Consider the following 26,017-nt stretch of genomic DNA (forward strand, 5'->3'; position numbering starts at 1 on the left):
AGCACTGCGCGGTCGACAACGTTCGGCGGAATTTTCAGTAGCGGGCACTTTAACATCTCGCTACGGCGCCTGCTTGAGCCCGCTCTGGCGGCCTTTCAGGGGCGCCAGTCCCGCCCGTTTTCAGCACGAATCAGCCTGCCGGCCGGTTCTCCGCGCTGCCCCGTCGCACACTTTTATTCGACCCACGCGCCCGTGCAACTTCACCCGCCGCGTGCGGCGCCCGCGCGGTCCGCCACCTCGTTCCACAGATGCATGGCCGCATACGCGCGCCATGGACGCCACGCGTCGGTACGGGTGCGTTGCTGCGTCGGCCGCACGAGCAACGGATCGCGCGCGCAGATCGACTGCATCAGCACGAGGTCCCATGCGGGCCACGCGTCGGCGTCGCGCCATGCCCGCATCGCGACGTATTCGACGGTCCACGGGCCGATGCCGGGCAGCGCGAGCAACGCGGCACGCAGGCTGGTCGCGTCGACGACGTTGCTGTCGAGCGGCACGTCGCCGGTGGCGACGGCATGCGCAAAGCCCTGCAACGCCGCGACGCGTTTGCCCGGCATGCCGATCTGCGCGAGATCGACAGCGGCCAGCGCGGCGGGCGTAGGAAAGCGCCATGCGGTGTTCTCATGCGGATGGCCGTCGATGCGCTCACCGGCGCGCTGCACGAGCCGTCCGATGATCGTGGTCGCCGCTTTCACGCTAACCTGCTGGCCGACGATCGCGCGCACCACGAGTTCGAAGCCCGACCACGCACCCGGCACACGCAGGCCGGGCGCGGCCTCGACGAGCGGCGCGAGCCACGGGTCCGCGGCGAGTTCGGCGCCGATCTTTTTCGGATCGGCGTGCAGATCGAACATCTTCGCGATCGGCGCGGCGAGCGCGTCGGCGTGACGGCTCGCCGGCCCTTCGATGCTCGCGACAACACAGCGTTTGCGCGGATGCAGGCGCACGCTCAGCGTGCCGCTGTCGCCGGCCCAATCGATCGCGCGGCGATACGTGCCGTCTTCGACCGCCTCGACGCCGGGCGTCGCGCGTCCGCCGAAAAAGCGCAGCAGGCGCGGCCAGTCGAATGGCGGTTTGAACGGCAATTCGAGGGTGGTGACTTCGTCGAGCGTACTCACGCGGCGTGATCCAGTTTGGCGGGGGTGGTGGTGAGGGAATCGGCGCCGGCCGCGGCTGGCTTGTTGCGGCCGGATTGCCCGAGCGAAACGTGGCCGGCATGCTGCGCCTCGGTGTCGAGCAGCGCGGCCTTGCGCGGCAGGCCCCAGCGATAGCCGGCCAGCGCCCCGCCCTTTTGCACCACGCGATGACAAGGAATGGCGAGCGCCACCGGGTTCGTCGCGCAGGCGGTCGCCACCGCGCGCACCGCGCCTGGTGAGCCGACCGCTTCGGCGATCTGCGAATAGCTGCGCGTTTCGCCGTAAGGGATGCGCCGCAGCGCGTCCCATACACGTTGCCGGAATGCGGTCGCGGCGATGTCCAGCGGCAAATCGAAGTCCTGACGGGTGCCGCGCAGATAGGCGTCGATCTGCGCGATGAACGGCGCGAGCTGTTGGGCGTCTTCCACCTGGTCGGCGTTGGCGAATTCGCCGCGCAGTTCGTCGACCAGCGAGGTGTCGTCGTCACCGAAACCGATCTTGCAGATGCCCTTGTCCGTGGCCGCGACCAGCACGAAACCGAGCGAGGTCGGCGCGCAGGCGTAGCGCACGGTCAGCCCCGCCCCCTTCCTGCGATACGCGGACGGCGCCATGCCCAGTTCGGCTGGCGCGCTGTCGTACATCCGCGAGGGCGAGCCGAAGCCGGCGTCGAGCGTGGCGCGCGTAACGTCCGCGCCGCTTTGCAGCGCATCGCGCAACGCGGCGCCGCGCTGCGCGGCCTGATACTGCCGCGGCGAGACGCCCACCACGCGCTTGAACAGACGTTGAAGGTGAAACGGGCTGACGTGCACGGCATCGCTCAGTTGCGCGAGCGTGAGGCGCTGCTGCGGATCGGCGTCCAGCGCGGCGCACGCACGATGGATGATCTCCAGTTCGCGCGGCAGGCCGCCGGGCTGGCAGCGCTTGCAATCGCGAAAGCCCGCGGCACGGGCGGCGGCGACATCGGTAAAGAAAGCGACATTCTCACGGCGCGGCTGGCGCGAAGCGCACGACGGACGGCAGAACACGCCAGTCGTCTTGACCGCGTAGAAGAATGCGCCGTCGGCACGTGGCTCGCGGCGCGTGACGGCGGCCCAGCGCTCGTCGTCGGAGGCCCAGCTCGTGGTGGCCGGGGCTGGGCTGGGGGCGGCAGAATCGGTCGTGCGGTTCATGATGGTCTCGAGGTCAGACGTGGTCGATGCTCACCAATGTAGGCCGTATGCTCACACCCTACGCCCCGGTTCTTGCTCTGTCATTGCGCTTGTTCGTAGGGTGGAACGGCCGCCAGGCCGTCGTTTTGCCACAAAGTGCGACAATTTGGCTCGATATCGGGTTTTCCCTTAAAAAGTTATTGCGTCGCATCAACCCCGTGTGTATATTAGTACCTGTCTCCTCCATGTCTCCTCCTGATATGGATTCAGCCCGCTCCACATAGAGCGGGCTTTTTTTCGTCTATACGTTCCCCACATGGCTCCCGATCCGGCCCTGACGGCTGGATTCATGGCCCCGCTCACGGCGCCGCCCTTTCTCCTACACTGGCTAATCATCCGTTGTTCCAACTAGCCAGAGGCGTCCGACATGAAAATCCACATTCGCGAGATCGATCACGTCGTCATTCGGGCGACGGACGTCGAAACCATGACGCGCTTTTATTGCGACGTGCTCGGCTGCAGCCTGGAAAAGGAACAGCGGGAACTGGGTCTGACGCAATTGCGCGCAGGGCGCTCGCTGATCGACCTGTTGCAGGTTGGCGGCAAGCTCGACCACGCCGAAAACGGCGCGCCGGGCGCGGGACGGAATATGGACCACGTGTGTTTGCGCGTCGAACCATTCGACGCCGACGCGCTCAAGACGCATCTAACCGGGCATGGCGCGCGGCTGGGCGAACAGGCGCTGCGCTATGGCGCAGACGGCTTCGGCCAGTCGCTATATCTGTTCGATCCGGAGGGCAACATGGTCGAACTCAAGGGGCCGCCGGAAGCGGCGCGGGTCACGTCGCTTTAGGCGTCAGGCTGATGGCGGGACTGAACACCGCTTCGGCGCCAAAGCGAGTCGAGCTGCGAGTCGGGCGCCAGCGCGATTCGCGAGCCGTCAGCCCTTACGCGTTGGCCGGCGCCTTCAACACCGTCCACTCGATCTTCACCGCATCGGCTTCGGCACTGCCGAGCCATGCTTCGCCGTCCTGCACCGTGCATTGCAGGCGCATCGTGCGTTCCGCCAGCGTGCCGAGCGCCGGCGCGACATCTTCGCCGAGGGTCCACACGGTGACGTTGCGCATGCGCTCAACCTTGTTGCGCACGCCTTGCCACCAGATGTCCGACGCGCGGCCGCCGTACGCGATCACGATCACTTCGTTCGAGCGGCCGCTCGCCTTGGCGATGCGCCGTTCGTCCGGCTGGCCGACTTCGATCCACGTTTCGATCGCGCCGGTCAGATCTTTTTGCCACAGATCCGGTTCGTCGACATCCGACAAACCTTTGCAGAATTCGAGGCGTTCCTGCGCGAACAGCGCGAACGCCGCCACGCGGACCATCATCCGCTCGTCGGTTTCCGAGGGGTGGCGGGCGATCGTCAGCGAATGGTCGGCGTAGTAGTGCCGGTCCATGTTGGCGATCTGCAGTTCCGCCTTGTAAATCGTCGATTTGAGTGCCATGCCGTTGCTAAACCAGGCGCTCGCTCCACCGGAGCGAACAGAAAAAGAATCGTCGACGGCGCGTTGCCGTTTTCCGTGTTTGTTGTACATCGCATGTCTCCCGCGCCGTCAGCCGACGGTCATGCCAACGGGAGGAGCATTTATCGCGCCACTGCCGGCTCGAAAGCCGTGCCGTAGACCCCGGCGGCTGCTTCCCGCAAGGCTTCCAGCACCACGGCTGCGGCCGGCGAGAGCAAATGCGACTGGCGCGTGATGATACCGAATGTATCCATCCTGCACGGTAAATCGATCGGCATACGCTTTAGCACACCGTACTGTTGGTATTGACGCGCCACTTCGTCGGGCAGAACGGCCAACATGTCGCTCTGGAGCAGCAAGCTCGAAATTGCGAGGAAGTTGTTGGTGTTGACCACGTTTTGCGGCGGATTCAGGCCAATTTGTGAAAAAATCAGATCGAAGCGGTGGCGCAGCACGCTGCCCGGCGGGTGCAAAACCCAGCTCGCGTTGACGATTCCCCGCAGCGTCAACCCTGTCTCATTTTCGAGTGGATGGCCGGGACGAGCCACCACGCAGAGCGGTTCGTCAGCGAGTGGCTCGTAGCGGACTTCGGCCTTGAACTGGTTCTGCCGCTCCAGCACCCGGCCGATCATGATGTCCAGTTCGCCTTCGGCGAGCCGCGGCAGCATCACGTCCGAGGTTTCCACCTCAGCCCAGATTTGCAATTGTGGATAGCGCTCCTTCACGCCGGCAATCGCGCGCGGCACCATCGTCGCGGCGGCGGCCGCAATCACGCCGATACGCACCTGCCCCGCGAGGCCGGAGCGCAGCGCCGAGATTTCGTCGTGGGCGTGGCTCAGATTCGACAGCACCATGCGCGCGTGGCGGATCATCACCTCGCCGTACAGGGTCGCGTGCATGCCGTGTGGCGTGCGATCGAACAGGCTGACTTCCAGCATGTCCTCCAGCTCCTTGAGCAGGCGCGAGGCGGCTGGCTGCGTCATGCCGAGCACGTCCGCGGCCCGGCGCACGTTGCCCTCCTCCTCCATCGCCGCGAGCAGCAGCAATTGGCGCGTCTTGAGCCGCGCCCGGACGAACCAGTTCGAATAACTTCGCGTCATCGTTTGTCTCCCAATCTTGTTTTTCGCTGATGGGCATGAAGCCCTCGTGACGGACGCTTCATCCGGCACGGTGTCAATCATGCCATACCGAAACTGATATCGGGATGGCTTAAAAAGGGATTGGAAAGTTATTGGCACCGCTCATACCATTCGTGGACTTTCCAAGCTTCCCAAGTGGCGCCCTTCCGTCGATGAACCGCGATTCGCTCGTCCCGCTCGTTGCCAGTCCGTTTCGCCATTACATCAATGGCGGATGGGAGACGGGCGCGACCGCGGGCGTGTCGTTCAACCCGTCGGACCTCGACGAACCGGTCGGCGAATACGTCCGCGCGGACGTGCGGCAGACCGATACGGCGATCGAAGCCGCGCACGCGGCGTTTCGCGACTGGTCGCTGGCGTCGGCCCAGCGCCGCGCGGACGCGCTCGACGCGATCGGCACCGAGATGTTGGGCCGCCGCGACGAACTCGCCCGGCTGCTCGCGCGCGAAATCGGCAAGACCTTGCCCGAGGCGCAAACCGAAGCCACGCGCGCGGGCCAGATTTTCAAGCTGTTCGCCGCTGAAACGCTGCGTGCGTTTGCGGAGCCGCTGGCATCGGCGCGCGCGGGCGTCGAAATCGACGTGACGCGCGAACCGCTCGGCGTGGTCGGCATCATCACACCGTGGAGCGCGCCGTTGGCGATCGCCGCGGCGAAGATCGGCGCCGCGCTCGCGCACGGCAACTGCGTCGTTTTCAAGCCGGCGGAGTCGGCGCCGGCTTGCGCGGCGGCGCTGGCTTCGATCATCGGCCGCGCGGGCTTGCCCGCGGGCGTGTTCAATCTGGTAATGGGCAGCGGCCGCCAGGTCGGCGCGCGGATCGTCGCACATCCGCTGGTGGCGGCAATCAGTTTCAGCGGCTCGACGGACACCGGCACGCGCGTGCTGCAGGCCGCGGCGGCCCGTCAGGTGCGCGTGCAACTGGAGATGGGCGGCAAGAATCCGTTCGTGGTGCTGGCCGATGCGGATCTCGACGGCGCGGTCGATGCCGCCTTGAGCGGCGCCTATAGCTCGACGGGTCAGCGCAGCACGGCCGCGGCACGGTTGATCGTCGAGCGCGCGGTGTTCGAGCCGTTCGTCGACGCGTTGCGCACGAAGCTCGCCAAACTCTCGGTCGATCACGCGTTGAAGCACGGCACGGACATCGGCCCGGTCGCCAACGCCGCGCAACTGGAGCGCAACCTGGACTACGTGCGCATCGGTCAGCAGGAAGGCGCCCAACTGGTGCGCGGCGGCCAGCAACTGGAGCGCGCGACGCGCGGCTACTTCTTCGAACCGGCGCTCTTCATCGGCGAGCCGGAACACCGCATCGCGCGCGAGGAAATTTTCGGGCCGCTCGCCGTCGTGCTGCGCGCGCACGACTACGACCACGCGCTGCATCTGGCGAACGACACCGCCTACGGCTTGTGCGCCGGCATCTGCACGCGCTCGCTCGAACGCGCACGGCATTTCCGCCGCCACGTCCAGAGCGGCCTCGTCACGATCAATCTGCCGACCACGACCGTCGAGCACCACGCGCCCGGCGGCGGCCGCAAGGCGTCCGCCTACGGCGCCACCGACGCAGCGTTCTGGACGGCCGTGAAAACGGCCTATGTCGCGGGCTGATTGCGATGAATGTCACGCATGGCCTTCCACCGTGCCGTTTATCGCACAGCCGCGATCCGATGCGCCGCGCATCCCAAGCTTCATTCGCGCCCCGGCTGACGCCGCCGCGCATGACCCTGCTGCACGCTAACCAAACCAATGCAGCTTTTCAACCTCAGGAGACACGTAATGACCAGCAAGCTTCGCCGTTTGACCCTCACCGCGATGGCCGCCGCCGCCCTCGCCGCTCCGTTCGCCATGCAACTTTCCGCGCACGCGGACCAGCCGCTCAAGGTCGGCTTTCTCGTGAAGATGCCGGAACAGGCGTGGTTCATCAACGAACAGAAAGCCGCAACCGCGCTTGGCCAGAAGGACGGTTTCTCGGTCGTCAACATCGGCACGCCGGATGGCGAAAAAGTGTTGGCTGCGATCGACAACCTCGGCGCACAAGGCGCGAAGGGCTTCGTGATCTGCGCGCCGGACGTGCGCCTCGGACCGGCGATTCAGGCGCGCGCGAAGCGCTACAACATGAAGTTCGTCACCGTCGACGATCAACTGGTCGACTCCACCGGCAAGCCGCTCGCGAACGTGCCGCACCTCGGCATGTCGGCATTCAAGATCGGCAATCAGGTCGGCACGGCGATCTCGGAGGAAATGAAGCGCCGCGGCTGGAAGCCTGAAGAAGTCGGCGCGCTGCGCATCACGAACTACGAACTGCCGACCGCGAAGCTGCGCACCGACGGCGCGACGCAATCGCTGCTGGCCGGCGGCTTCAAGAAGGAAAACATCTTCGACGCCCCGCAGAAGACGACCGATGACGAAGGCGGCTTCAACGCGTCGTCGCCGGTGCTCGCACAGCATCCGAACATCAAGAAGTGGGTGATCTTCGCGCTCAACGAGGAAAGCGTGCTGGGCGGCGTGCGCGCGACCGAGCAACTGCATATTCCGGCGGCGGACGTGATCGGCGTTGGCATCAACGGCGCGGGCGAAGCGTTTGCCGAGTTCCAGAAGAAGGAACCGACGGGCTTCTACGGCACGATCGCCGTGAGCTCGACCAACCATGGCAAGGACAGCACGGAAAACCTCGTCGAGTGGATCAAGGACGGCAAGCAGCCGCCCGCCGACACGCAGACCACCGGCAAGCTGATGGTGCGCAGCAACTGGCAGGACGTGCGTAAGGAACTGGGCATCTAAGCCCGCTTCGAGTCCGCACGTTCGGCGGGCCGGATCGCGCTCACGCGAGACCGGCCCGCGCAGTCGACAGCACGGTAGTTGAGTTGTTCACCGCTTGAGGTTTTCCAATGACGTCCATACCCACCGAGTCTCCCGGCGACGCAGTCGCGCTGTCGGCGCAAGCGCCCTCGCCCGCCTCTGTCTTCGTCGATGACGCGCAACCGTATCTGCAACTCGACGGCATCACCGTGCGCTTTCCCGGCGTGCTCGCGCTCGACCAGGTGTCGCTCGAAGTGCGGCGCGGCGAAGTGCACGGTCTGATGGGCGAAAACGGCGCCGGCAAATCGACGCTGCTCAAGGTGCTGTCCGGCGTGAATCAGCCGGCGGCGGGCACGCTGTCGCTCGGCGGGGTCGTGCAGCAGTTCACCACGACGAAGGCAGCCATCGCGGCTGGCGTGGCGATCATCTACCAGGAACTGCACCTGGTGCCGGAGCTGACCGTCGCGGAAAACCTGATGCTCGGCGCGCTGCCCAATCGCTTCGGCGTACTGGACGAAAAGGCGCTGGTCGCGCGTGCGGTGCGTGAGCTGGAGCGGCTCGGCGAAAAGATCGATCCGTCGCAGCAGGTCAAGAATCTGTCGATCGGCCAGCGCCAGATGATCGAGATCGGCAAGGCGCTGATGCGCGACGCGCGCGTGATTGCTTTCGACGAACCGACCAGTTCGCTGTCGTCGCGCGAGACCACGCAGCTGTTCCGGATCATCCGTGCGCTCAGGGCCGAAGGCCGCGCGATCATCTACGTCACGCACCGGATGGAGGAAGTGTACGAGCTGTGCGACCGCGTCACGGTGTTTCGCGACGGCCGCCGCATCGACACGTTCGAAGCCGGCGCGGGACTCGATCGCGATCGCCTGATCAGCTGCATGGTGGGCCGCTCGATCGCCGACGTGTACGGCTATCGCTCGCGCGAACTCGGCGACGTGCAACTGCAGGTCCAGGATCTGATGGGACGCGGCTTGCGCGAACCGGCTTCGTTCGCGGCGCGCAAAGGCGAGATCGTCGGCTTTTTCGGGCTCGTCGGCGCGGGTCGGTCCGAGTTGATGAAGCTGATCTACGGCGCGGTCAAGCCGGCGGCCGGCGAAATCACGCTCAAGGGCAAGCGCGTGCGCTTCGCCACGCCGCGCGACGCGGTGCGCGCGGGCATCGCGCTGTGCCCGGAAGATCGCAAACAGGAAGGCATCGTGTCGATCGCCTCGGTGTCGGACAACCTCAATATCAGTTGCCGCCGCCATTTCAGCCGCTTTCACGTGCTCAATGGCCGCAAGGAAGCGCAGACCGCCAAAGAATTCATCGGCAAGCTCGCGATCAAGACGCGCAACGGCGAGACGCCGATCGGCACACTGTCCGGCGGCAATCAGCAGAAAGTGATTTTGTCGCGCTGGCTCGCCGAAGAGATCGACGTGTTCCTGATGGACGAACCCACGCGCGGCATCGACGTCGGCGCGCGCAGCGAGATTTACGGACTGTTGTACGGGCTCGCCGAAGCGGGCCGCACGGTCATCGTCGTGTCGAGCGATCTCGCCGAAGTGATCGGCGTCGCGGATCGCGTGATCGTGATGAAGGAAGGCCGCATCGTCGGCGACCTGCCGAAGGCGCAGGCCACGCCGGATGCGCTGATCAAGCTCGCGCTGCCGCGCTGACGCCCCGCTCCACCCACTCGACTCGAACCCGAACAAGCCACTGAATCGCGCTTATTGAAACGGAACAGACATCATGCAGACACCCTCCACCGACTCCCCGACCCCAGCCGTCGCCTCCGCGGGCCTGAGCGCGCGCGCCGCGCGCACCTGGGACCTGATCAACAAGTCCGGCATCGTGATGGTGTTCGTCATCCTGTTCGCGGTGCTGTCGTTCACCGTGCCGGACTTTCTCAGTTCGCGCAATATCCAGGGCTTGCTGCTCTCCGTCACGCTGATCGGCTCGATCTCCGTCACGATGATGTTCGTCCTCGCGCTCGGCGAGGTGGATCTGTCGGTGGCGTCGATCGTCGCGTTCGCGGGCGTGGCGGCATCCACGGTGATCACCGCGACGCATAGCGTGCTGCTGGGCGTCGCGGTCGGTGTACTCGCGGGCGGCGCAGTCGGCCTGGTCAACGGCGTGCTGGTCGCGCGCTACAAGATCAACTCGTTGATTGTCACGCTCGCGATGATGGAGGTCGTGCGCGGCCTCGCGTTCATTACGTCGAACGGCGACGCCGTGATGATTTCCGAAGAGCGTTTCTTCGATCTCGGCGGCGGCTCGTTCCTCGGCATCTCGTTTCCGATCTGGAGCAATATCATCGGCTTCGTGCTGTTCGGCTTCCTGCTGAAGAAGACCGTGTTCGGCAAGAACGTGCTGGCCGTCGGCGGCAACAGCGAGGCCGCCGTGCTGGCCGGCCTGCCGGTGACGCGGATCAAGATCACCGTGTTCGTGCTGCAAGGCCTCGTAACGGGCTTCGCCGGCGTGATGCTGGCGTCGCGCATGAGTCTCGGCGATCCGAAAACGTCGGTCGGGCTCGAACTCGGCGTGATTTCGGCTTGCGTGCTCGGCGGCGTTTCCCTAACGGGCGGCGTCGCGACGATTTCCGGCGTGCTGGTCGGTGTGCTGATCATGGGTTCCGTGCAGGATGCGATGAGCCTGTTGAACGTGCCGACTTTTTACCAATACCTGATCCGTGGCGGGATTCTGCTGCTGGCGGTGCTGTTCGACCAGTACCGCCGCAGCAAGCGCGTGCACTGACGCACGCGGCGGCCGACGCCGTCGCGTCGATTCAAGTGTTGTTCCTGCGCTTTGCGAGAAGGCGTACTGCCGATGCGGATCGAGAATCCGCATCGGCCTTTTTCTGCCTCGCTGAAAAGTACAGCGCACCATGTGGGCATAAAAAAAGCCGGGCATTTCAATGCCGGCTTTTTTTACTCACAGGTTTGCACTCTTCGGCTTTGAATTGCTCGAAGTTTTTCAATGCGCGAGAAACCGCATTCCGCCATTTATTCCAGAATGGCGGCGCGCAGTTCGACGTTCGGTTTATTGCTTGATAAACCGATCGTTTGCCCACAAACCTTGCGTATCGCTATTGCCGGAGTTCACGAATTCGACATCGTGGCCGACCACGCGTACGACCCGGAAACTCGAGTCCTGCGGTGCCGACACGCACTGATATCCGGAGAAAAATTCCTGCATTTTTTGCTGTTCGCCGGCTTGTGCATGCTGGTCGGCGGCGTCGAGTTTATCTTTCGACAGACAACCATAGGCGTTAGCCTTGAACTGGATGGTTTGCTGCGGCTTGATCACGACGTCTTGCGCCTGAACAGTCGCGGCAGCCAAACCCGCAATGGCGAAAACAACGGCGATGCGCATTTTCATATGTTCCTCCGGTGCGGGTTGAATACTCAGGTTAGCTATGTATTTAACTTTAACGTTGAACCCGCACATTGCACTTTAGAAGAACGCCGACGAACGACAAGCACATGTTGTGTGCGGTCGCAACAGTGGCGAATTGTCGCACCTGCTGGCGCAGCGGCTTCGACCGTGCAAGAGTCCAAACGGTGGGCAATAACACGGATAAATAAAACCCGGCGGGAGCGCAGTGCTTTAACAGTCAACCTTTCGCCGCACGCATTCGCGTAAACGCGCAGCGTCAATTAAACGGTTCAATACAATACATAGCGCACTTTGTGCATTGCACACAAAGTCGTTCGACCGCGTCATTCAGAAATGCAAATAACGGTATGCATGCAGAAAATAAACAGTGCCAGGCAAACCATCCCTGCGGCCGCGACCACGCCCCACGCGACCTGCTGCGCGTTCACGCGGTCAGTCGACGTGCTTGCCGGCGTTGAAGAACTCCGACTGGAACATGCACATGCGCAATGCATTGTGATACCGGCCATTGCCGAAAAATTCTTCAATCAGTTCGGCCTCATGCCGGAAACCGCATTTTTCGTAGATATGAATCGCGGCGGTATTTGACTTGTCGACGATCAGGTAGATCTTGCGCAGGTTCAGCACTGAAAACGCGTAGTCGATCGCGAGCTGCGTTGCAACGGTGGCGTAGCCGCGGCCTTGAGCGTGCGGCGCGATGATGATCTGGAATTCGCCGCGCCGGTGGATGTAATCCAGCTCGATCAATTCGACGACGCCGATCGTCTGGCCCACGTTGTCCACCGCGACGAAGCGTCGTTCGCGCAAATCGTGCACGTGCTGATCGTAAAGTTGGGTTAGTTCGGAGAACGTCTCATACGGCTCCTCAAACCAGTAACGCATGATCTTCGCGTTGTTGTTCACTTCATGGACGAAGCGCAGATCGGTGCGTTCAAGTGGGCGCAACGTGAGTTCGCTGCTTCGTTCGGTCGTCATTGAATCCCCCAGAACCGTTAATTTGCATGCGTCTGCGCGCGCGCCCGGCTGTGGCTCGCGCCGTTCCTGCACGGTCTGCCCGATGCAGCTTTGCGTCTGCAAAAAGCGTGCGAACGCGCCCAGAACCGCCAAGGTCGCCCACGCCGGGGAGGGCGGAAGCTTCGGATCGCCAAACGCTAGCTGCCGCCCGTTTCGGTTCGGCGCGGCACGCGCGGTGCTCTACAATGAAATTATGCTCCTGCGATCGGAGGCCACCGTGATCGAGCAATTGATATTGGGCGTATTCCTCGTCGTGCCGCTGCTCATCGTCGCATTTCTTTTTTCGGACGAACTGTGGCAGGAACATCGTCACCTGCATGACATGCGGCCCGTGCGTATGAGGCATCGGCGGATGGACTGGCGGCATCCACTGCGCCGCACCCGAGACCGTCTCTGAAGCGCCGCGGCGCTTCTGTGTGCGGCAGCGCGCAACGCGCCCGCCATGCTTGGAATGGCGGGCCATGAAGTTTCTTGCGCCGGCTGCCGCCAACACGTATTCGAAGGCCGAACATAAGCGCCCGCGGGCATATGTCCAGGAATGAAGCGTCGCCACCACGTGCCGCCGCGCCATTGTGAATGTGTCAACCACCCGCCAAGTGCGGGTTTTTTTATGCCAGCCGAATTTTCATCTCGCCCGGCGCGTTGCATGGCCAAGAAAAAAGCCTGCCGTTGCGGGCAGGCTTAAAAAGAGATCCACACTCGTTGCCTTGAGGCTACAAGGCAGACAACAGTCTAGTCGCGCGACGCGCGCCGCTTGTTTCCGCCGCCATTACACTTGTTACGGCGCGTGACCACACACCCCGGCGCCCGCCCTCAGTCGGCGCGCCAATGCGCGCGAATGCGTTTGGCGAGCGCCTCGAGCGTGTCCGTATCGGCGACATCGCGCGCATGCATGTTCAACGGCTGGCCTTCCCAGCGCGGAATCAGGTGAAAATGCACGTGCCGCACGGTCTGTCCTGCCGCGGCGCCGTTGAATTGGCCGATGAACACGCCGTCGGGATGCAAGGCCGCGCGAACGGCGATCGCGAGCTTCTGCGTCATGCGCATGCTCGCCACCAGCGACGCATCCGACAACTCGAAAATCTCGGCCACCGGCTCTTTCGGCACGACCAGCAGATGGCCGTCGGCTTGCGGCATCAAGTCCATGAACGCCAGCGCGGCATTGTTTTCGGCCACTTTGATGCAGGGCAGTTCACCACGCAGAATTCTTGCGAACGGATTGCTGTCGTCGTAGTTCATCGCGTTTCCTTTCCTGGTTGCAAGTTCGGATCGATATAAGGCAAGCCTGCCGACATTGTCTACTACATCTGTTACAGCGCACGCGCGGCACGCCTGATCGCCTGCGGCGGCTGGCCGTAAGCGCGTAGAAACGCGCGGCGCATGCGCTCGGTGTCGACAAAACCGGTGTCGGCGGCGACCGCTTCCATCGAATGACGGCCTGCTTCGAGCATCGCGCGCGCGGCTTCGACGCGCAACGACTCAATGGCCTTGGCCGGCGACTGCCGGGTTTCGTCGCGAAACGCCCGGCTGAACTGGCGCGGACTCAGGTGCGCGATGTCGGCCAGCTGCTCGACCGTCAACGGCTCGTGCAGATGGCTTTTCGCATACGAGAGTGCGTTCTGGATGCGGTCGGATTTCGGCTCGAGCTCCAGCATGGCGGAAAATTGTGACTGCCCACCGGTGCGCCGGTGATACACCACCAGTTTTTTCGCGATCGCGCGCGACACGTCCACGCCGAGATCGTTTTCGACTAGCGCGAGGCACAGGTCGATGCATGCCGTCATGCCCGCCGAAGTCCACACCGAACCGTCGACGATAAAAATGCGGTCTTCGTCGACCCTCGTCGCGGGAAAGCGTTCTTGCAGGGTGCGCGCGTGAACCCAGTGGGTGGTCGCGTGGCGGCCATCGAGAATGCCTGCCTCGGCCAGCGCGAAGGCGCCGGTGCAGATGCTGGCGGTGCGCCGCGACGCGATGAGCGCACGGTTCAGAAACGCCAGCATGCCCGGCGACGACGGTGCGATCTGCATCGCGCCCGTGACGATCACGGTGTCGTAGGCGGGATCGCCGAAGGCTCGCGTGGCGACCTCGACGCCGGACGAGCTACGCACCATCCCGCCGTGCTCGGAGATGGTCTCCACTTCGTACTCGGGTTGACCGGCTTCCAGATTCGCCAGCTCGAATATCGCGACCGCGACCATATCCAGAATCTGGAAGCCGGGAAAAACGACCACGCCGATGTGCTTCATTGCCATGTCCTGAAACGAGGGAAATACGACATTTGAGACAAAAGACTACGCGCCTAGACTTGTCTCGTCAACAGCGTCTTGCCGGCCGAAAGCGGGCGGCGGCGCAGGTTCACGGCTTGTCTCATTCAACGGATAGGGCAGCGGCGCGACGCGCCACGCCCGCAAGGAGCGCTCCAAATGGCAACGCAAGCAGGCAAAGGCAGCAAAGGGACGGCACTGATAACGGGCGCGTCGTCGGGCATCGGCGCGGTGTATGCGGATCGCCTCGCGCGGCGCGGCTACGACCTGATCCTCGTCGCACGCGACGGTCAACGGCTCAAGGGCCTCGCCGAGCATCTGACGCAGGAAACCGGACGCCACGTGGATACAGTCAGCGCCGATCTGACCGTGAAGGCCGACGTGCGCCGCGTCGAGGAGCGGCTGCGCGCGGACCGCGCGATCACGATGCTGGTCAACAACGCAGGCGTCGGCGCGTCGGCCCCGTTGATCGACTCGGACATCGACGAACTCGAAAAGATGATCGACCTGAACGTGACCGCGCTCACGCGTCTGACCGCGGCGGCGGTGCCCGGCTTCATCGAGCGCGGTAACGGCGTGGTGATCAATATTTCGTCGATCGTGGCCTTGGCGCCGGAGCTCCTGAACGGCACGTACAGCGGCACCAAGGCCTATGTCCTGAACCTGACGCAATCGCTGCACCACGAAGTGGGCGACAAGGGCGTGAAGTTGCAGGCGGTGTTGCCGGGCGCGACCAGCACGGCGTTCTGGGACCGCGCGGGACTGGCCATCGAGAATCTGCCCGCGCAGATCGTGATGAGCGCCGAGGACATGGTGGACGCCGCGCTTGCCGGTCTCGACCAGGGTGAACTGGTGACGATCCCGGCGCTGCCGGACGCGGCCGATTGGGACCGTTTGAACAGCGCACGCCAGCAGTTGCAGCCGAATCTGTCGCACAAGCTGCCCGCGGAGCGTTATACCCGCGCCAAGGCCGCCGCCTGACGACGAATCGCTGGCGGCGCAGTTCACCGCCAGTCCGTCGCCACATCCTCGGGATCGGCCAGCGTCAATCCCGAGGATGGCAACGGCAGCGCCGTCTTGTACCGCACCTGTTTGAGCGCGAAGCTCGAACGGATATTGGAGATGCCCGGAATCTTCGTCAGATGATCGACGATGAACCGCTCGAGCGTCTGCATATCCGGCATGACCACGCGCAGCAGATAGTCGGCGTCGCCCGTCATCAGATAGCACTCCATCACCTCGGGCCGCTCCGAAATCGCCTGCTCGAAGCGCAGCAGCGCGTCTTCCACCTGTTTTTCCAGACTCACCTGAATGAACACGTTGATGCGCAGCCCGAGCGGCTCCGGGTTCAGCAACGTGACCTGCTGCTTGAACAGGCCCAGCTTTTCGAGCGCCCGCACGCGATTGAAGCAGGGTGTCGCCGACAGATTCACCGAGCGGGCCAGATCCGCATTGGTGATCCGCGCATTCTGCTGTAGCTGGCTCAGGATGCCGATGTCGATGCGGTCGAGCCGTCTGGGTGACGTGGTCATAGATGAAATATTCCGTAAGAGGGCCAAAAACCGGAATAAATAGCCTATCGCAGTGGCCGATCACAAGCAAATGAGACGCTCATTTTGCGGACACGTAGTTACCATGGACTCACTCGATCTTGAGCCTGACGCGGCGATGCGGGAGTGATGCCATGACGGATTTGTCCAGTGGTAGCGAGCAGTTGCAGTCGATGAACGTGGAGCGTGTCGACACCGACCCGCAGGAAACCGCCGAATGGCTGGAAGCGCTTGACGCGGTCGTCGCGCATGTCGGCCGCGAACGCGCGCAGTTTCTGTTCGACCGCCTCGCGAGCCACGCGTTGTCGCTGGGTGTCGAATCGACGCGCACCAGCGTCACGCCGTACCGGAATACGATCCCGGCCGACCAGCAGCCGCGCTATCCCGGCAACCTCGAACTCGAAGAACGGCTCGCCGGCGCGCTGCGTTGGAATGCGCTCGCGATGGTGGTGCGCGCGAACCAGGCCTATGGCGAACTCGGCGGGCATATCGCCAGTTATGCATCGGCGGCGGATCTGTTCGAAGTCGGCTTCAACCACTTCTTCCGCGCCCGCACGCCGGACGGCGAGCCTGGTACCGGCGACCTCGTCTACTTTCAGCCGCATTCGTCGCCGGGCATCTACGCGCGGGCTTACCTCGAAGGTTTTCTGTCCGAAGAGCACCTGCGGCACTACCGCCGCGAAATCGCCGGGCCGGGCTTGTGCTCGTATCCGCATCCGTGGCTGATGCCGGACTTCTGGCAGTTCCCGACCGGCTCGATGGGCATCGGCCCGATCAACGCGATCTACCAGGCGCGCTTCATGCGCTACCTGGCCAATCGCGGCCTCGCTCAAACGGCAGGCCGCAAGGTGTGGGGCTTTTTCGGCGACGGCGAAATGGACGAGCCCGAATCGACCGGCGCGCTGTCGCTTGCCGCACGCGAGGGGCTCGACAACCTGTTCGTGATCAACTGCAATCTGCAGCGGCTGGACGGCCCGGTGCGCAGCAACGGCCGCATCATCGACGAACTGGAAGCGCATTTCGCCGGCGCCGGCTGGAATGTGATCAAGGTGGTGTGGGGCTCGGACTGGGACGCGCTGTTCTCGCGCGATCGCAGCGGCGCGCTGCTGCGCGCGTTCGCGCACACAGTGGACGGCCAGTTCCAGACCTTTTCGGCGAACGACGGCGCGTACAACCGCGAGCGCTTTTTCGGCCAGAACCCGGAGCTTGCCGCGCTCGCCGCGCAATTGAGCGACGACGACATCGACCGCCTGCGCCGCGGCGGCCACGACGTGCGCAAGCTGCACGCGGCCTACGCGAAAGCGCTGGCGCATCGCGGCCAGCCGACGGTGATCCTCGCGAAAACGATGAAGGGTTTCGGCATGGGCGCCTCGGGCCAGGGCCGCATGACCACGCATCAGCAGAAGAAGCTCGGCTTCGACGACCTCAAGGCGTTTCGCGACCGTTTTCGCCTGCCGCTCAGCGATGAGGACGTCGAGCAACTGAAGTTTTACAAACCAGCGGAAGACAGCCCGGAAATGCAGTACCTGCATGCTCGCCGGGCGGCTCTCGGAGGCTATCTGCCTAGAAGGCGGCGAGTTGCATCGGCGGGGCTGATCGTCCCGCCGGTGACCTCCTGGGGGCAATTCGCGCTGGATTCGAACGGCCGCGAGATGTCCACGACGATGGCGCTCGTGCGCATGCTGACCGCGCTGCTGAAAGACGCGCAGGTTGGCCCGCGCGTGGTGCCGATCGTCGCCGACGAGGCGCGCACCTTCGGCATGGCGAACATGTTCCGCCAGGTCGGCATCTATTCGCCGCTCGGGCAGTTGTACGAGCCGGAAGACCTCGGCTCGATGCTGTATTACCGCGAGGACACGCAGGGGCAGATTCTCGAGGAAGGCATTTCGGAAGCGGGCGCGGTGTCGTCATGGATCGCGGCGGCGACGTCGTACAGCGTGCACGATCTGCCGATGCTGCCGTTCTACATCTACTACTCGATGTTCGGCTTTCAGCGCATCGGCGACCTGATCTGGGCGGCGGCGGATCAACGCGCGCGAGGCTTTCTGATCGGCGCGACGTCGGGCAAGACGACGCTCGGCGGCGAGGGCCTGCAACATCAGGATGGCTCGAGTCACCTCGCGGCATCGACGATTCCGAATTGCCGCGCGTACGATCCCGCGTTCGCCTACGAGCTTGCCGCGATCGTCGACGAAGGCATGCGCGAGATGGTCGAAGCGCAACGCGACATGTTCTATTACGTCACCGTGATGAACGAAAACTACGCGCAGCCGTCGGTGCCGGGCGGAGATCCGGCCGCGACGCGCGCGGGGATTCTGAAGGGTATCTATCCGCTGGCCGCCGCTCAGGCGCAGCAGGCACAGCGAGAAGCACGGGCGCAGGTGCAGTTGCTCGGCGCGGGTGCGATTCTCGGTGAGGTGATCGCCGCCCAGCAGATCTTGAAAGGCGACTGGGAGATCGACGCCGCCGTATGGAGCGTGACGAGCTTCAGCGAATTGCAGCGCGATGGCATGGCGGCTGAACGGCTCGCGCGTCTGGGCGACACGCCGTATGCACCGTACGTCACGCGGGCGCTCGCGGCATCGCAAGGTCCGGTTATCGCCGCGACGGATTATGTGCGCGCGGTGCCCGAGCTAATCCGGGCGTACGTGCCGCGCCGCTATGTGACGCTCGGCACCGACGGCTTCGGCCGCAGCGACACGCGCCAGGCGCTGCGCGAATTCTTCGAAGTGGATCGCAAGGCTATCGTGTTGGCCGCATTGCAGGCGCTCGCGGACGACGGCGCAATCGAGGCCCGTGTGCTGAATGCTGCGCGCAATAAGTATCGTGGTGATGCGCCGGCCGGCGCCGCGCCGTGGCAGTGCTGAGAAGGCCAATCACCCACTCACCGCCACCTGATTTTTTCCATCCCGCTTCGCGCGATACAAGCCGACGTCGGCGGCTTCGATCAGCGTCGTCACCGGCTCGGCGGCCGACGGCACGAGCGTCGCCTGGTCGGCGACCTTCGTGATGGTGGCGACCACCTGGTCTATGTTGCTGGCCTTCTCGTTGAGGATCGCGAGCTTCGCGTTGACCGAGCCGGCCGCTTCCATCACGAGGCGCATGGTTTCTTCCATGCGCGAGACCGGCGTGGCCGGCGCCCGCGAGTGCCGCCGACTGGCCCGCCACATCCGATACTTCGTTCATGGTGCGCAGCAGGTCGCGCGGGGTCGCGAAGATTTCCCGCGACGTCGCGCCGATCTCGAGCAGCAGCATCACGAGCAACACGATGCGGGTGGTCTCGACCGAACTGCGGACGCTGTCCGTGGCCTGGTCGGAGTAGCGCCTGTTGTCTTCAACCAGCTTTCGCACCGACAACCGGCCGGTTTCCCAGATCGGCGTGAGCTGTGTGTTGGAGATGCGCGCGGCGTTGTCCTTCGAAGCCGGCAGGTTGTTCAACAACGCGGTCCGGATTGGCAGGTATTGCGCGTGCTCCTGGCGGAAATAGTCGAACAGGTCCCGGTCGGTCTGGCGGGAGATGGTCGAGCTGTAGTCGTCGGTCAGCTTCTGAAGCGTCTGCTGGGTGCCTGCAAACGCGTCGCATCGCGCTTGACGGCGTCGGGGTCCGCGTCGACGTAGATCAGACGCTGCGTCACCGAATAGTTCTCGAACTAGGCCGCACGCATCGCGGTGGCGCAGTAGAGGCGGGGCATCGAGTCCTGCTGCTGACTCTTCGCGTCGCGGTCGATCGCGCCAAGTTGCTGGAAAGCGACGATTGCCATTGCCAGCATCACGATCAGCAATTGGCGGTGCGCACGGCGGACGACGTTCGCGAGGGCGTTTGTAACGTAATGTTCCGTTACCACTTGCAGCATCTATTTCTACGCACTCCCTTCACAATCCTTTCCATGGCTGAACGGCGGGAGCTGAAAATGAAAAAGATCGCAGTGGCGTTGGTGGTGGTGGGAAGTCTGAGCATGGCCGGGCAAGCTTCGGCTCACGGTCATGGCGGTGGCGACGTGGTCGGTGCGCTGATCGGCGGTGCCGTGCTCGGCGCGGTGGTGAGTTCCGCTTTGACGCCCGCGCCGGTGGTGGCTTACCAGCAGCCTGTCTACGCGCAGCCGGCTTACCAACCCGCTCCGGTCTATGCGGGGCCGCCGCCGGGATACTGCTATGACCCGTATCAGCGCGGCTATGTCGCTTGCGCTGCGCCGCCGCCGGCACAGTATGGATACGGGCAGCCGCAACCAGGCTGGTGATCGCCCGAGAGCGCGCAATTCCGGCGTGCCGCAGAAAAAAGGCCGTCGCTCGATGCGACGGCCTTTGCATTGAATGCACCGTTCAGCGTTTGCTCAATGTTTCTGATGCAGCCATTCCGCATAGTGCGTATCGAGCCAGCGCTCAAGCCTCGGCGGCTTCGTCGTGCGGTGATAGAGGGACGCCGCCCAGATGGCAAGGCCGATCACGATCATGACGGCCGGCCCCAGCAAATAAGCGATCAACGATTCAGGCATCGGAACCTCCGTATCGGCTTGCATCGATGCTTCAGTTTAGGCGATGGGAATCGGGGAAAAAAGAAACGTGTGAAGCGATTTGGCGGCGGGCTCGATGCCAGACAAAAGCTCACTTTTGAAACCTAGCGGACAATTTTATTTTTGATTCAGATCATTGGCTTGCCGACATCGTTAGTCGAGTTGTGTACCTAAAAATAACCATCGCAAAAGGCGAAAACGTTCGTCAGGCCGGGCGGCTTGCCATACGCCGCGCCGTTTCGAGCTGTTGATCGACGAAGTCCGCCCAACCTTGCACGATTCGACGCTGCTGCACCGCTTCATCCTCTGGCGAGAGAGCGTCGGCATCAAGCGCGGACACGCCATCGAACGTGTCGTCTCCCTGCACGAGTTCACGCACATGGGTCGACGCGGTACGCCGGAAGTCGTGTAGCACGAAATGTTCAACGTCGAGCCCGAGCGCCTTGACCGCCTGATTCAACGTGCTCTTCGCGATGGGCCGATCGTCGCCCCGGACGCTCGGGAATACGAATTTTCGGCTGGCCTTGGCGCGGTGGAGCTCGCGCAGCATCGAGACCGCCTGATGCGGCAAATAGACGATGCGGTCCCGGCCCATGTTCAGACGCGCGGCGGGAATCGTCCACAGCGCGTTGTCCAGATCGAATTCGGCCCACGTCGATTCCACCAGATCCGACTTGCGCACCATCGTCAGCACGAGCAGATGCAGCGCCAGTTTCAGAGGGCGGCGAATGCTCGACGCGTCGATCGCGCGCAGCATGTTGCCGATTTCCGCGCCGGAGAGCACGCGAGTGCGGCTCTCGAAGGTGGCGATCGAGCGCGCCGGAACGACCTCGGCCGGGTTGCCGGTTGCGAGCTGGCGCGCCATCAGATAGGCGTAGAGGCGCTTGACCACGTTGCGTGTGTGGAGCGCCATTTTCGGCGAGCCCCGATTTTTGATCCGCTCGCAGATTTCGACGATGTCATCCGCGGTGACCGCGTTGATCGGCTTGCCGCCAATCGCGGGCAATACGTCCTTGTCGAGCGCGCGCCGGGTGGTGCGGCGATATTCGGCCGATTTGCCGGCCATGGCGGTGGCGAGGTAGAGATCGGCCGCTTCGCGCAGCACCTCCGCCTTGCTTTCGGCTCCGCGATCGCGCCGGGCGGTGGCAACCGGCGAGATGCCTTGCGCGACCATCTCCGCGTATTTCTGCGCCTTGGCCCGCGCGACGCGCAGCGAGATCATCCGGTAGTCGCCGATGGTCGCGAGCGGCTGGCGCGTGCCGTTCAGGGTGTAGCGAAAGCGCCAGACCTTGGTGCCTGTGGTCATGACTTCGATGACGAGGCCGTTGCCGTCCGCGACGCAATAACGGGTAGCGCGCGGTTCGAGCGCGCGAATCTGGGATTCAGTGAGGGGGACAGCGAGGCGGGGCATGCTCGGATCGTTGAGACGGACAGCGGCGATTTTAGCGCTTATGTGTGCTGTGTACCAAAGATTCGGCGATTTTTACGTCAACAACGTTAATGAAGGCACTTGCAATGCGGGACCCTGAAGTCGGGAAAATGCCGACCAGCCGAGCAGTCCCCCGAATTTCAGTCCCACTGCTACTTGCCAATGCAGAATCTGCTGAAAATCACCCCTAGCAGATCATCCGAACTGAACTCACCGGTAATCGAATTCAACTGATCTTGTGCGAGCCGCAATTCCTCGGCGAACAGATCCAGCGCCTGCGAGTTCTGATCCGCGTGGGCGGCCGCCGTCGCCAGATGCTCCTCGGCGGCGCGCAATGCGATCAGATGCCGCTCGCGCGCCAGGTACACGCTTTCCGCGCCGGCCTGCCAGCCGGCGATCCGCAGCAACTCGCCGCGCAATAGCGCGACGCCGTCACCCTGTTTCGCCGACAAGCGCACCTCGCTGAGATCGAGATCCGCGTCGAGTGCTTGGGTCGCCGGCACGAGGCCTGTCAGGTCGGTCTTGTTCAGCACGCGCACCACCGGCACACCGCCCGGAAAGCGCCCGGCGATCGCTTTGTCCTCGGCGGTCATGCCGGTGCGTGCGTCGAGCAGATGCAGCACCACATCCGCACGCTCGATTTCGCTCCAGGTCCGCGCAATGCCGATCTTCTCCACTTCGTCTTCGGTGTCGCGCAGACCGGCAGTGTCGATTACGTGCAGCGGAATGCCTTCGATCTGGATGGTTTGCGCGACCTTGTCGCGGGTCGTGCCCGCGATCGGCGTCACGATGGCCAGTTCGGCGCCCGCCAGCGCATTCAGCAGCGACGATTTACCGACGTTCGGCTGGCCCGCGAGCACCACCGACAAACCTTCGCGCAGCAACGCGCCCTGGCGCGCTTCACTCAGCACGTGCGCGAGGCGCTCGCGAATGCGCGTCAGCTTGCCGCGCGCGTCGGCGGCTTCGAGGAAGTCGATTTCTTCTTCCGGAAAGTCGAGCGTCGCCTCGACCAGCATGCGCAGCGTGATCACCTCTTCGACCAGCGCGTGGATGTCGCGCGAAAACGCGCCGTCGAGCGAGCGGCCGGCCGAACGCGCGGCGGCCTCGGTGCTGGCCTCGATCAGATCGGCGACGGCTTCGGCCTGTGCCAGATCGAGCTTGTCGTTCAGGAACGCGCGGCGGGTGAATTCGCCCGGCTCGGCAAGACGCAAGCCGAATGCGCGGCCGGCGTCGATACAGCGCTGCAGCACGAGTTGCAACACAACAGGACCGCCGTGGCCCTGCAGCTCGAGCACGTGCTCGCCGGTGTAGGAATGCGGCGCCGGAAAATACAGTGCGATGCCCCGATCGAGCGCTTTACCGCTGTCGTCCAGGAACGGGACGTAGCTGGCGTGGCGTGGCGCAAGCGCTTGGCCGGTGAGCGCCTGCATCAGCGGCTGGGCCGCCTCCTGTGCCGCGCGGCCGAACGAAATCCGTACGACACCGATGCCTCCCCGGCCGGGCGCGGTAGCAATGGCGACGATGGGATCGGAATCGGTGGTGAGCATGGGGCGTCGAGAAAAGCGGAGAGAAGGGCGAGACTGCGCCAGTTGAACAGCGCGAGGCATTGTAACGCGGGCGCGGGCGACGACTGCGCAGCGGGGCCGCCATGCGTCTGTCACTGATTCTGACGTCAACTTATGTTTATCTCAAATAAGCTAGGATTATTCCTACATCCTCTTAGGAAAAGCGAAGTGAGACAAGACTGAAGGATGGCTTGAACGCCCACGGTATAAAGAAAAACAGAAAAATTCAAATTACTGAAACGCTTTGCCTGGCGCGGCTCGTAAGCTAAAACTATCTCAAATACGCTCATACTAAGCTTGACTGGTTGTCAACTCGGAGGATACTGAATTGCACAATCTGGCTCATGCCGACCGACAAAGAAAAAGCCGCCTTCGCCAAACGGCTGAAGGATCTGCTAGAGCCGCTCAAGATACGCGGCGGGACTAAACTCGCCGAGCAATTCAACCTTCGCTATCACGGCGAGCGTCCCGTTACGCCACAAACCGCGCACAAATGGTTGACGGGTACGACGATCCCCAAGCCGGACAAGCTGCGCACGTTAGCCGAATGGCTGAACGTCAAGGAGCATTGGCTTCACTACGGACCGCCGCCCGGGTCGAGCAGCAGACCCATGGCGCGTGGCGAGAAATACCCGCCGACGCCGGAAACGATCGAACTCGCTTCGAAGATCGCATCACTGATGCCGAAAGACCGCAACCTGGTCGAGGAGATGATCGAGCGCTTTTACGGCGAAGACACCGAAGAGTAATCGACGAGTCGAGGGCGCCATCCGAGATTCGTGCGCCCATGAAAAAAGCCGCCCGGTTTGCACCGGGCGGCTTTTTTTGTCGCTGCTTGGTCAGTCAGCGTCGGCCTGCTTCAGCCCGACGCGAAGCGGCGGGCTCTGCCGCCGCCTTTCAGCCAGTCCGTCAGGCGGGCTTCACCGACGACTTGCCCATCATGCGCGTGATGTAGTACTGCTGCGCGATCGACAGGACGTTGTTGACGACGTAATACAGCACCAGACCCGCCGGGAAGAAGAAGAACATGACCGAGAACGCGATCGGCATGAACATCATCATCTTGGCCTGAACCGGGTCCGGCGGCGTCGGGTTCAGCTTGGTCTGCAGGAACATCGAGACGGCCATCAGGACCGGCAGGATGAAGTATGGGTCCTGTTGCGACAGATCGTGAATCCACAGAATCCACGGCGCGCCGCGCATTTCCACCGAAGACAGCAGCACCCAGTACAGCGAGATGAACACCGGAATCTGAATCACCACCGGCAGACAGCCGCCGAACGGATTGACCTTCTCGGTCTTGTACAGCTCCATCAGCGCGGCGTTCATCTTTTGCGGATCGCCCTTGAAGCGTTCGCGCAACGCCTGCATGCGCGGCGTGATCGCCTTCATGCGCGCCATCGACTTATAGCTCGCGGCCGACAGAGGGAAGAACACCGCCTTGATCAGCAACGTGAGCAGCACGATCGACCAGCCCCAGTTGCCGACATAGCTATGGATTTTCTCGAGCAGCCAGAACAGCGGCTTCGCGATGATCGTGACCCACCCGTAGTCCTTCACCAGTTCCAGACCCGGCGCGATGCCTTCGAGCATGCGCTCTTCTTCCGGACCCGCGAACAGGCGCGCCGACACGTTAACCGTTTGGCCCGGCGCGATGGTCGGCAGCGGCTGCTTGACGCCCACGCGATACAGCGACGGATCGATCTTCTCGACGTAGATGTCGCGCTTCGCGCCCTGCTGCGGAATCCACGCCGACGCGAAGTAGTGCTGGACCATCGCGATCCAGCCGTTGTCGGCCGCTTGCGCGTAATCCTGCTTGTTCTTGTCGATGTCGCCGAACGTCATCTTCTGGAAGTGATGCTGGTCGGTGTAGACAGCCGGTCCGATGAACGTGTGCGAGAAGCGCGGCGTTTCCACCGGCTGGTCGTCACGCACCAGTTCCATGTAGACCGACGGCGTCACCGGCGTGCTGCCGACGTTCTGGATCTTCGTTTCGACACCGATCACGTAGCTGCCGCGCGTGAACGTGTAGGTCTTGATGACCTTCACGCCACCCTTCTCCGGCGACTCGAAGCTTAGGCTGAACGTTTTCTCGTCGCCCTTCAGTTCGGTCTGCTGATTCGGCATCAGCGTGAAGATGTCGTTGTGGTTCGGGAAATCGCCGCCGAGCAGACCCGTGCGGGCCAGATACGTGTGATTGTTCGTGCGGTCGAACAGCGTGATCACCAAATCTGGTGTCTTGCCGTCGCCCTGCTTGACGAGCGAGAGCCGCGACAACGTGCCGCCGCGGGTGTCGATCTCACCGCTGTAGACGTCGGTGGAGAACTTCACGAGTTGCGATTGCGTCGCCGCCGGCGCGTTGCCGGGCGCGGCTGCATTGGTGGCCGGCAGATCGGCCGGCTGGGTTCCCGGCGTCGTGGTTCCCGGTGCGGCGCTACCGACGGTCTTGGTCGGCGTGGCGCTCGGGAAGAACATCGACGGGCGTCCGTGGTCGCGTTGCCAGTTGTCGAACAGCATGACAGCTGACATGAAAAAGATGACCCATAGGACGGTGCGTTTGATATCCAT

Annotated in this window: 24 protein-coding genes and 2 pseudogenes; 10 read left to right on the forward strand and 16 right to left on the reverse strand. The window is 63.5% G+C overall.

Going from position 1 to position 26,017, the window contains the following annotated elements; genetic code table 11:
* Window positions 1–200: 200 nt before the first annotated feature.
* Together HV770_RS13615 and ada are read right to left on the reverse strand one after the other, a co-directional pair.
* Window positions 201–1,118 carry a DNA-3-methyladenine glycosylase family protein gene (locus HV770_RS13615; protein WP_175160327.1) on the reverse strand — a complete coding sequence of 306 codons (918 nt, stop codon included), beginning with the start codon at window positions 1,116–1,118 and terminating at the stop codon, window positions 201–203.
* Complete coding sequence (ada, locus tag HV770_RS13620; RefSeq protein ID WP_175160328.1) at window positions 1,115–2,305, reverse strand: bifunctional DNA-binding transcriptional regulator/O6-methylguanine-DNA methyltransferase Ada; 1,191 nt, start codon at window positions 2,303–2,305, stop codon at window positions 1,115–1,117. The genes HV770_RS13615 and ada overlap by 4 nt, the downstream gene beginning before the upstream one ends.
* A 406-nt stretch (window positions 2,306–2,711) precedes the next feature.
* Between ada and HV770_RS13625 the strand changes: the two genes are divergently transcribed.
* Window positions 2,712–3,137, forward strand: a complete 426-nt coding sequence (locus tag HV770_RS13625; RefSeq protein ID WP_121316133.1) for a VOC family protein — start codon at window positions 2,712–2,714, stop codon at window positions 3,135–3,137.
* A 94-nt stretch (window positions 3,138–3,231) separates the two neighbouring features.
* Here the strand turns inward: HV770_RS13625 and HV770_RS13630 are convergent, their stop codons facing one another.
* On the reverse strand, window positions 3,232–3,786 hold the full coding sequence (locus HV770_RS13630; RefSeq protein ID WP_175160330.1) for a YaeQ family protein: 555 nt from the start codon (window positions 3,784–3,786) through the stop codon (window positions 3,232–3,234).
* A gap of 140 nt (window positions 3,787–3,926) precedes the next feature.
* Window positions 3,927–4,904 carry a LysR family transcriptional regulator gene (locus HV770_RS13635; RefSeq protein ID WP_175160332.1) on the reverse strand — a complete coding sequence of 326 codons (978 nt, stop codon included), beginning with the start codon at window positions 4,902–4,904 and terminating at the stop codon, window positions 3,927–3,929.
* 191 nt (window positions 4,905–5,095) lie between these two features.
* Between HV770_RS13635 and HV770_RS13640 the strand changes: the two genes are divergently transcribed.
* The 4 genes from HV770_RS13640 to araH all read left to right on the forward strand — a co-directional run bounded on the left by HV770_RS13640 (window position 5,096) and on the right by araH (window position 10,474).
* A complete protein-coding gene (locus HV770_RS13640) occupies window positions 5,096–6,544 on the forward strand; it encodes an aldehyde dehydrogenase family protein (protein ID WP_175160334.1) in 1,449 nt (482 codons plus the stop codon).
* A gap of 168 nt (window positions 6,545–6,712) precedes the next feature.
* Complete coding sequence (locus tag HV770_RS13645) at window positions 6,713–7,717, forward strand: arabinose ABC transporter substrate-binding protein (RefSeq protein WP_121316137.1); 1,005 nt, start codon at window positions 6,713–6,715, stop codon at window positions 7,715–7,717.
* A gap of 107 nt (window positions 7,718–7,824) precedes the next feature.
* A complete protein-coding gene (gene araG / locus HV770_RS13650; RefSeq protein ID WP_175160336.1) occupies window positions 7,825–9,396 on the forward strand; it encodes an L-arabinose ABC transporter ATP-binding protein AraG in 1,572 nt (523 codons plus the stop codon).
* Between the two features lie 73 nt (window positions 9,397–9,469).
* Window positions 9,470–10,474 carry an L-arabinose ABC transporter permease AraH gene (gene araH, locus HV770_RS13655; RefSeq protein ID WP_175160338.1) on the forward strand — a complete coding sequence of 335 codons (1,005 nt, stop codon included), beginning with the start codon at window positions 9,470–9,472 and terminating at the stop codon, window positions 10,472–10,474.
* Window positions 10,475–10,759: 285 nt separating this feature from the next.
* Here araH and sap1 read toward each other — a convergent pair whose 3' ends face one another.
* Window positions 10,760–11,098: a surface attachment protein Sap1 gene (gene sap1, locus HV770_RS13660; RefSeq protein ID WP_175160340.1), complete on the reverse strand. Its 339-nt coding sequence runs from the start codon at window positions 11,096–11,098 to the stop codon at window positions 10,760–10,762.
* A gap of 450 nt (window positions 11,099–11,548) precedes the next feature.
* Window positions 11,549–12,091 (reverse strand): spermidine N1-acetyltransferase, encoded by a 543-nt coding sequence (speG, locus tag HV770_RS13665; protein WP_175160342.1) that lies wholly within the window; start codon window positions 12,089–12,091, stop codon window positions 11,549–11,551.
* Window positions 12,092–12,347: 256 nt separating this feature from the next.
* Here speG and HV770_RS13670 point away from each other — a divergent pair, with 256 nt between their 5' ends.
* The gene (locus HV770_RS13670) at window positions 12,348–12,527 is read left to right on the forward strand and encodes a hypothetical protein (protein ID WP_175160344.1); all 180 of its coding nucleotides are present in this window, start codon (window positions 12,348–12,350) and stop codon (window positions 12,525–12,527) included.
* Window positions 12,528–12,943: 416 nt separating this feature from the next.
* Here HV770_RS13670 and HV770_RS13675 read toward each other — a convergent pair whose 3' ends face one another.
* Window positions 12,944–13,369 (reverse strand): HIT family protein, encoded by a 426-nt coding sequence (locus HV770_RS13675; protein WP_175160346.1) that lies wholly within the window; start codon window positions 13,367–13,369, stop codon window positions 12,944–12,946.
* Window positions 13,370–13,440: 71 nt separating this feature from the next.
* Window positions 13,441–14,376, reverse strand: a complete 936-nt coding sequence (locus HV770_RS13680; protein WP_175160348.1) for a GlxA family transcriptional regulator — start codon at window positions 14,374–14,376, stop codon at window positions 13,441–13,443.
* Window positions 14,377–14,553: 177 nt separating this feature from the next.
* Between HV770_RS13680 and HV770_RS13685 the strand changes: the two genes are divergently transcribed.
* Window positions 14,554–15,375, forward strand: coding sequence for an SDR family NAD(P)-dependent oxidoreductase (locus HV770_RS13685; RefSeq protein ID WP_175160350.1), 822 nt, complete (start codon window positions 14,554–14,556; stop codon window positions 15,373–15,375).
* A 23-nt stretch (window positions 15,376–15,398) separates the two neighbouring features.
* Here the strand turns inward: HV770_RS13685 and HV770_RS13690 are convergent, their stop codons facing one another.
* The gene (locus tag HV770_RS13690; RefSeq protein ID WP_175160352.1) at window positions 15,399–15,926 is read right to left on the reverse strand and encodes an Lrp/AsnC family transcriptional regulator; all 528 of its coding nucleotides are present in this window, start codon (window positions 15,924–15,926) and stop codon (window positions 15,399–15,401) included.
* A 152-nt stretch (window positions 15,927–16,078) separates the two neighbouring features.
* Between HV770_RS13690 and mdeB the strand changes: the two genes are divergently transcribed.
* Window positions 16,079–18,811, forward strand: a complete 2,733-nt coding sequence (gene mdeB / locus HV770_RS13695) for an alpha-ketoglutarate dehydrogenase (protein WP_175160353.1) — start codon at window positions 16,079–16,081, stop codon at window positions 18,809–18,811.
* 54 nt (window positions 18,812–18,865) lie between these two features.
* Here mdeB and HV770_RS38610 read toward each other — a convergent pair.
* The 3 genes and pseudogenes from HV770_RS38610 to HV770_RS38620 all read right to left on the reverse strand — a co-directional run.
* Window positions 18,866–19,187, reverse strand: a pseudogene (locus HV770_RS38610) (methyl-accepting chemotaxis protein); the annotation flags it as partial.
* 111 nt (window positions 19,188–19,298) lie between these two features.
* A pseudogene (locus HV770_RS39565) lies at window positions 19,299–19,622 on the reverse strand (hypothetical protein); the annotation flags it as partial.
* Entirely contained in the window at window positions 19,595–19,798 is a 204-nt protein-coding gene (locus HV770_RS38620) for a hypothetical protein (protein WP_246290899.1), read from the reverse strand. The gene HV770_RS38620 and the pseudogene HV770_RS39565, both read right to left, overlap by 28 nt.
* A gap of 57 nt (window positions 19,799–19,855) precedes the next feature.
* Between HV770_RS38620 and HV770_RS13705 the strand changes: the two genes are divergently transcribed.
* Window positions 19,856–20,182: an ecotin precursor gene (locus HV770_RS13705; protein WP_175160355.1), complete on the forward strand. Its 327-nt coding sequence runs from the start codon at window positions 19,856–19,858 to the stop codon at window positions 20,180–20,182.
* Window positions 20,183–20,275: 93 nt separating this feature from the next.
* Here the strand turns inward: HV770_RS13705 and HV770_RS13710 are convergent, their stop codons facing one another.
* From HV770_RS13710 to mnmE, 3 genes are all read right to left on the reverse strand, one after another.
* Window positions 20,276–20,437 carry a hypothetical protein gene (locus HV770_RS13710; RefSeq protein WP_175160359.1) on the reverse strand — a complete coding sequence of 54 codons (162 nt, stop codon included), beginning with the start codon at window positions 20,435–20,437 and terminating at the stop codon, window positions 20,276–20,278.
* A 223-nt stretch (window positions 20,438–20,660) separates the two neighbouring features.
* On the reverse strand, window positions 20,661–21,866 hold the full coding sequence (locus HV770_RS13715; RefSeq protein ID WP_175160360.1) for a tyrosine-type recombinase/integrase: 1,206 nt from the start codon (window positions 21,864–21,866) through the stop codon (window positions 20,661–20,663).
* 170 nt (window positions 21,867–22,036) lie between these two features.
* Entirely contained in the window at window positions 22,037–23,431 is a 1,395-nt protein-coding gene (gene mnmE / locus HV770_RS13720; protein ID WP_175160362.1) for a tRNA uridine-5-carboxymethylaminomethyl(34) synthesis GTPase MnmE, read from the reverse strand.
* A 362-nt stretch (window positions 23,432–23,793) separates the two neighbouring features.
* Here mnmE and HV770_RS13725 point away from each other — a divergent pair, with 362 nt between their 5' ends.
* On the forward strand, window positions 23,794–24,198 hold the full coding sequence (locus tag HV770_RS13725; RefSeq protein WP_175160364.1) for an XRE family transcriptional regulator: 405 nt from the start codon (window positions 23,794–23,796) through the stop codon (window positions 24,196–24,198).
* Window positions 24,199–24,358: 160 nt separating this feature from the next.
* Here HV770_RS13725 and yidC read toward each other — a convergent pair whose 3' ends face one another.
* Window positions 24,359–26,017, reverse strand: coding sequence for a membrane protein insertase YidC (gene yidC / locus HV770_RS13730; protein ID WP_175160366.1), 1,659 nt, complete (start codon window positions 26,015–26,017; stop codon window positions 24,359–24,361).

The sequence above is a fragment of the Paraburkholderia fynbosensis genome (assembly GCF_902859935.1).
In the GTDB taxonomy this organism is placed as follows: domain Bacteria; phylum Pseudomonadota; class Gammaproteobacteria; order Burkholderiales; family Burkholderiaceae; genus Paraburkholderia; species Paraburkholderia fynbosensis.

Excerpts from the sequence above, each read along its gene's own strand:
- HV770_RS13725 (WP_175160364.1), top strand. The coding sequence starts at position 23,794 with ATGCCGACCGACAAAGAAAAAGCCGCCTTCGCCAAACGGCTGAAGGAT.
- HV770_RS13710 (WP_175160359.1), bottom strand. The coding sequence starts at position 20,437 with ATGCCTGAATCGTTGATCGCTTATTTGCTGGGGCCGGCCGTCATGATC.
- mnmE (WP_175160362.1), bottom strand. The coding sequence starts at position 23,431 with ATGCTCACCACCGATTCCGATCCCATCGTCGCCATTGCTACCGCGCCC.
- ada (WP_175160328.1), bottom strand. The coding sequence starts at position 2,305 with ATGAACCGCACGACCGATTCTGCCGCCCCCAGCCCAGCCCCGGCCACC.
- HV770_RS13635 (WP_175160332.1), bottom strand. The coding sequence starts at position 4,904 with ATGACGCGAAGTTATTCGAACTGGTTCGTCCGGGCGCGGCTCAAGACG.
- mdeB (WP_175160353.1), top strand. The coding sequence starts at position 16,079 with ATGACGGATTTGTCCAGTGGTAGCGAGCAGTTGCAGTCGATGAACGTG.
- HV770_RS13625 (WP_121316133.1), top strand. The coding sequence starts at position 2,712 with ATGAAAATCCACATTCGCGAGATCGATCACGTCGTCATTCGGGCGACG.
- HV770_RS13645 (WP_121316137.1), top strand. The coding sequence starts at position 6,713 with ATGACCAGCAAGCTTCGCCGTTTGACCCTCACCGCGATGGCCGCCGCC.
- HV770_RS13705 (WP_175160355.1), top strand. The coding sequence starts at position 19,856 with ATGAAAAAGATCGCAGTGGCGTTGGTGGTGGTGGGAAGTCTGAGCATG.
- HV770_RS13715 (WP_175160360.1), bottom strand. The coding sequence starts at position 21,866 with ATGCCCCGCCTCGCTGTCCCCCTCACTGAATCCCAGATTCGCGCGCTC.
- HV770_RS13630 (WP_175160330.1), bottom strand. The coding sequence starts at position 3,786 with ATGGCACTCAAATCGACGATTTACAAGGCGGAACTGCAGATCGCCAAC.
- araG (WP_175160336.1), top strand. The coding sequence starts at position 7,825 with ATGACGTCCATACCCACCGAGTCTCCCGGCGACGCAGTCGCGCTGTCG.
- speG (WP_175160342.1), bottom strand. The coding sequence starts at position 12,091 with ATGACGACCGAACGAAGCAGCGAACTCACGTTGCGCCCACTTGAACGC.
- HV770_RS13680 (WP_175160348.1), bottom strand. The coding sequence starts at position 14,376 with ATGAAGCACATCGGCGTGGTCGTTTTTCCCGGCTTCCAGATTCTGGAT.
- HV770_RS13690 (WP_175160352.1), bottom strand. The coding sequence starts at position 15,926 with ATGACCACGTCACCCAGACGGCTCGACCGCATCGACATCGGCATCCTG.
- HV770_RS38620 (WP_246290899.1), bottom strand. The coding sequence starts at position 19,798 with ATGCTGCAAGTGGTAACGGAACATTACGTTACAAACGCCCTCGCGAAC.
- HV770_RS13685 (WP_175160350.1), top strand. The coding sequence starts at position 14,554 with ATGGCAACGCAAGCAGGCAAAGGCAGCAAAGGGACGGCACTGATAACG.
- sap1 (WP_175160340.1), bottom strand. The coding sequence starts at position 11,098 with ATGAAAATGCGCATCGCCGTTGTTTTCGCCATTGCGGGTTTGGCTGCC.
- HV770_RS13675 (WP_175160346.1), bottom strand. The coding sequence starts at position 13,369 with ATGAACTACGACGACAGCAATCCGTTCGCAAGAATTCTGCGTGGTGAA.
- yidC (WP_175160366.1), bottom strand. The coding sequence starts at position 26,017 with ATGGATATCAAACGCACCGTCCTATGGGTCATCTTTTTCATGTCAGCT.
- araH (WP_175160338.1), top strand. The coding sequence starts at position 9,470 with ATGCAGACACCCTCCACCGACTCCCCGACCCCAGCCGTCGCCTCCGCG.
- HV770_RS13640 (WP_175160334.1), top strand. The coding sequence starts at position 5,096 with ATGAACCGCGATTCGCTCGTCCCGCTCGTTGCCAGTCCGTTTCGCCAT.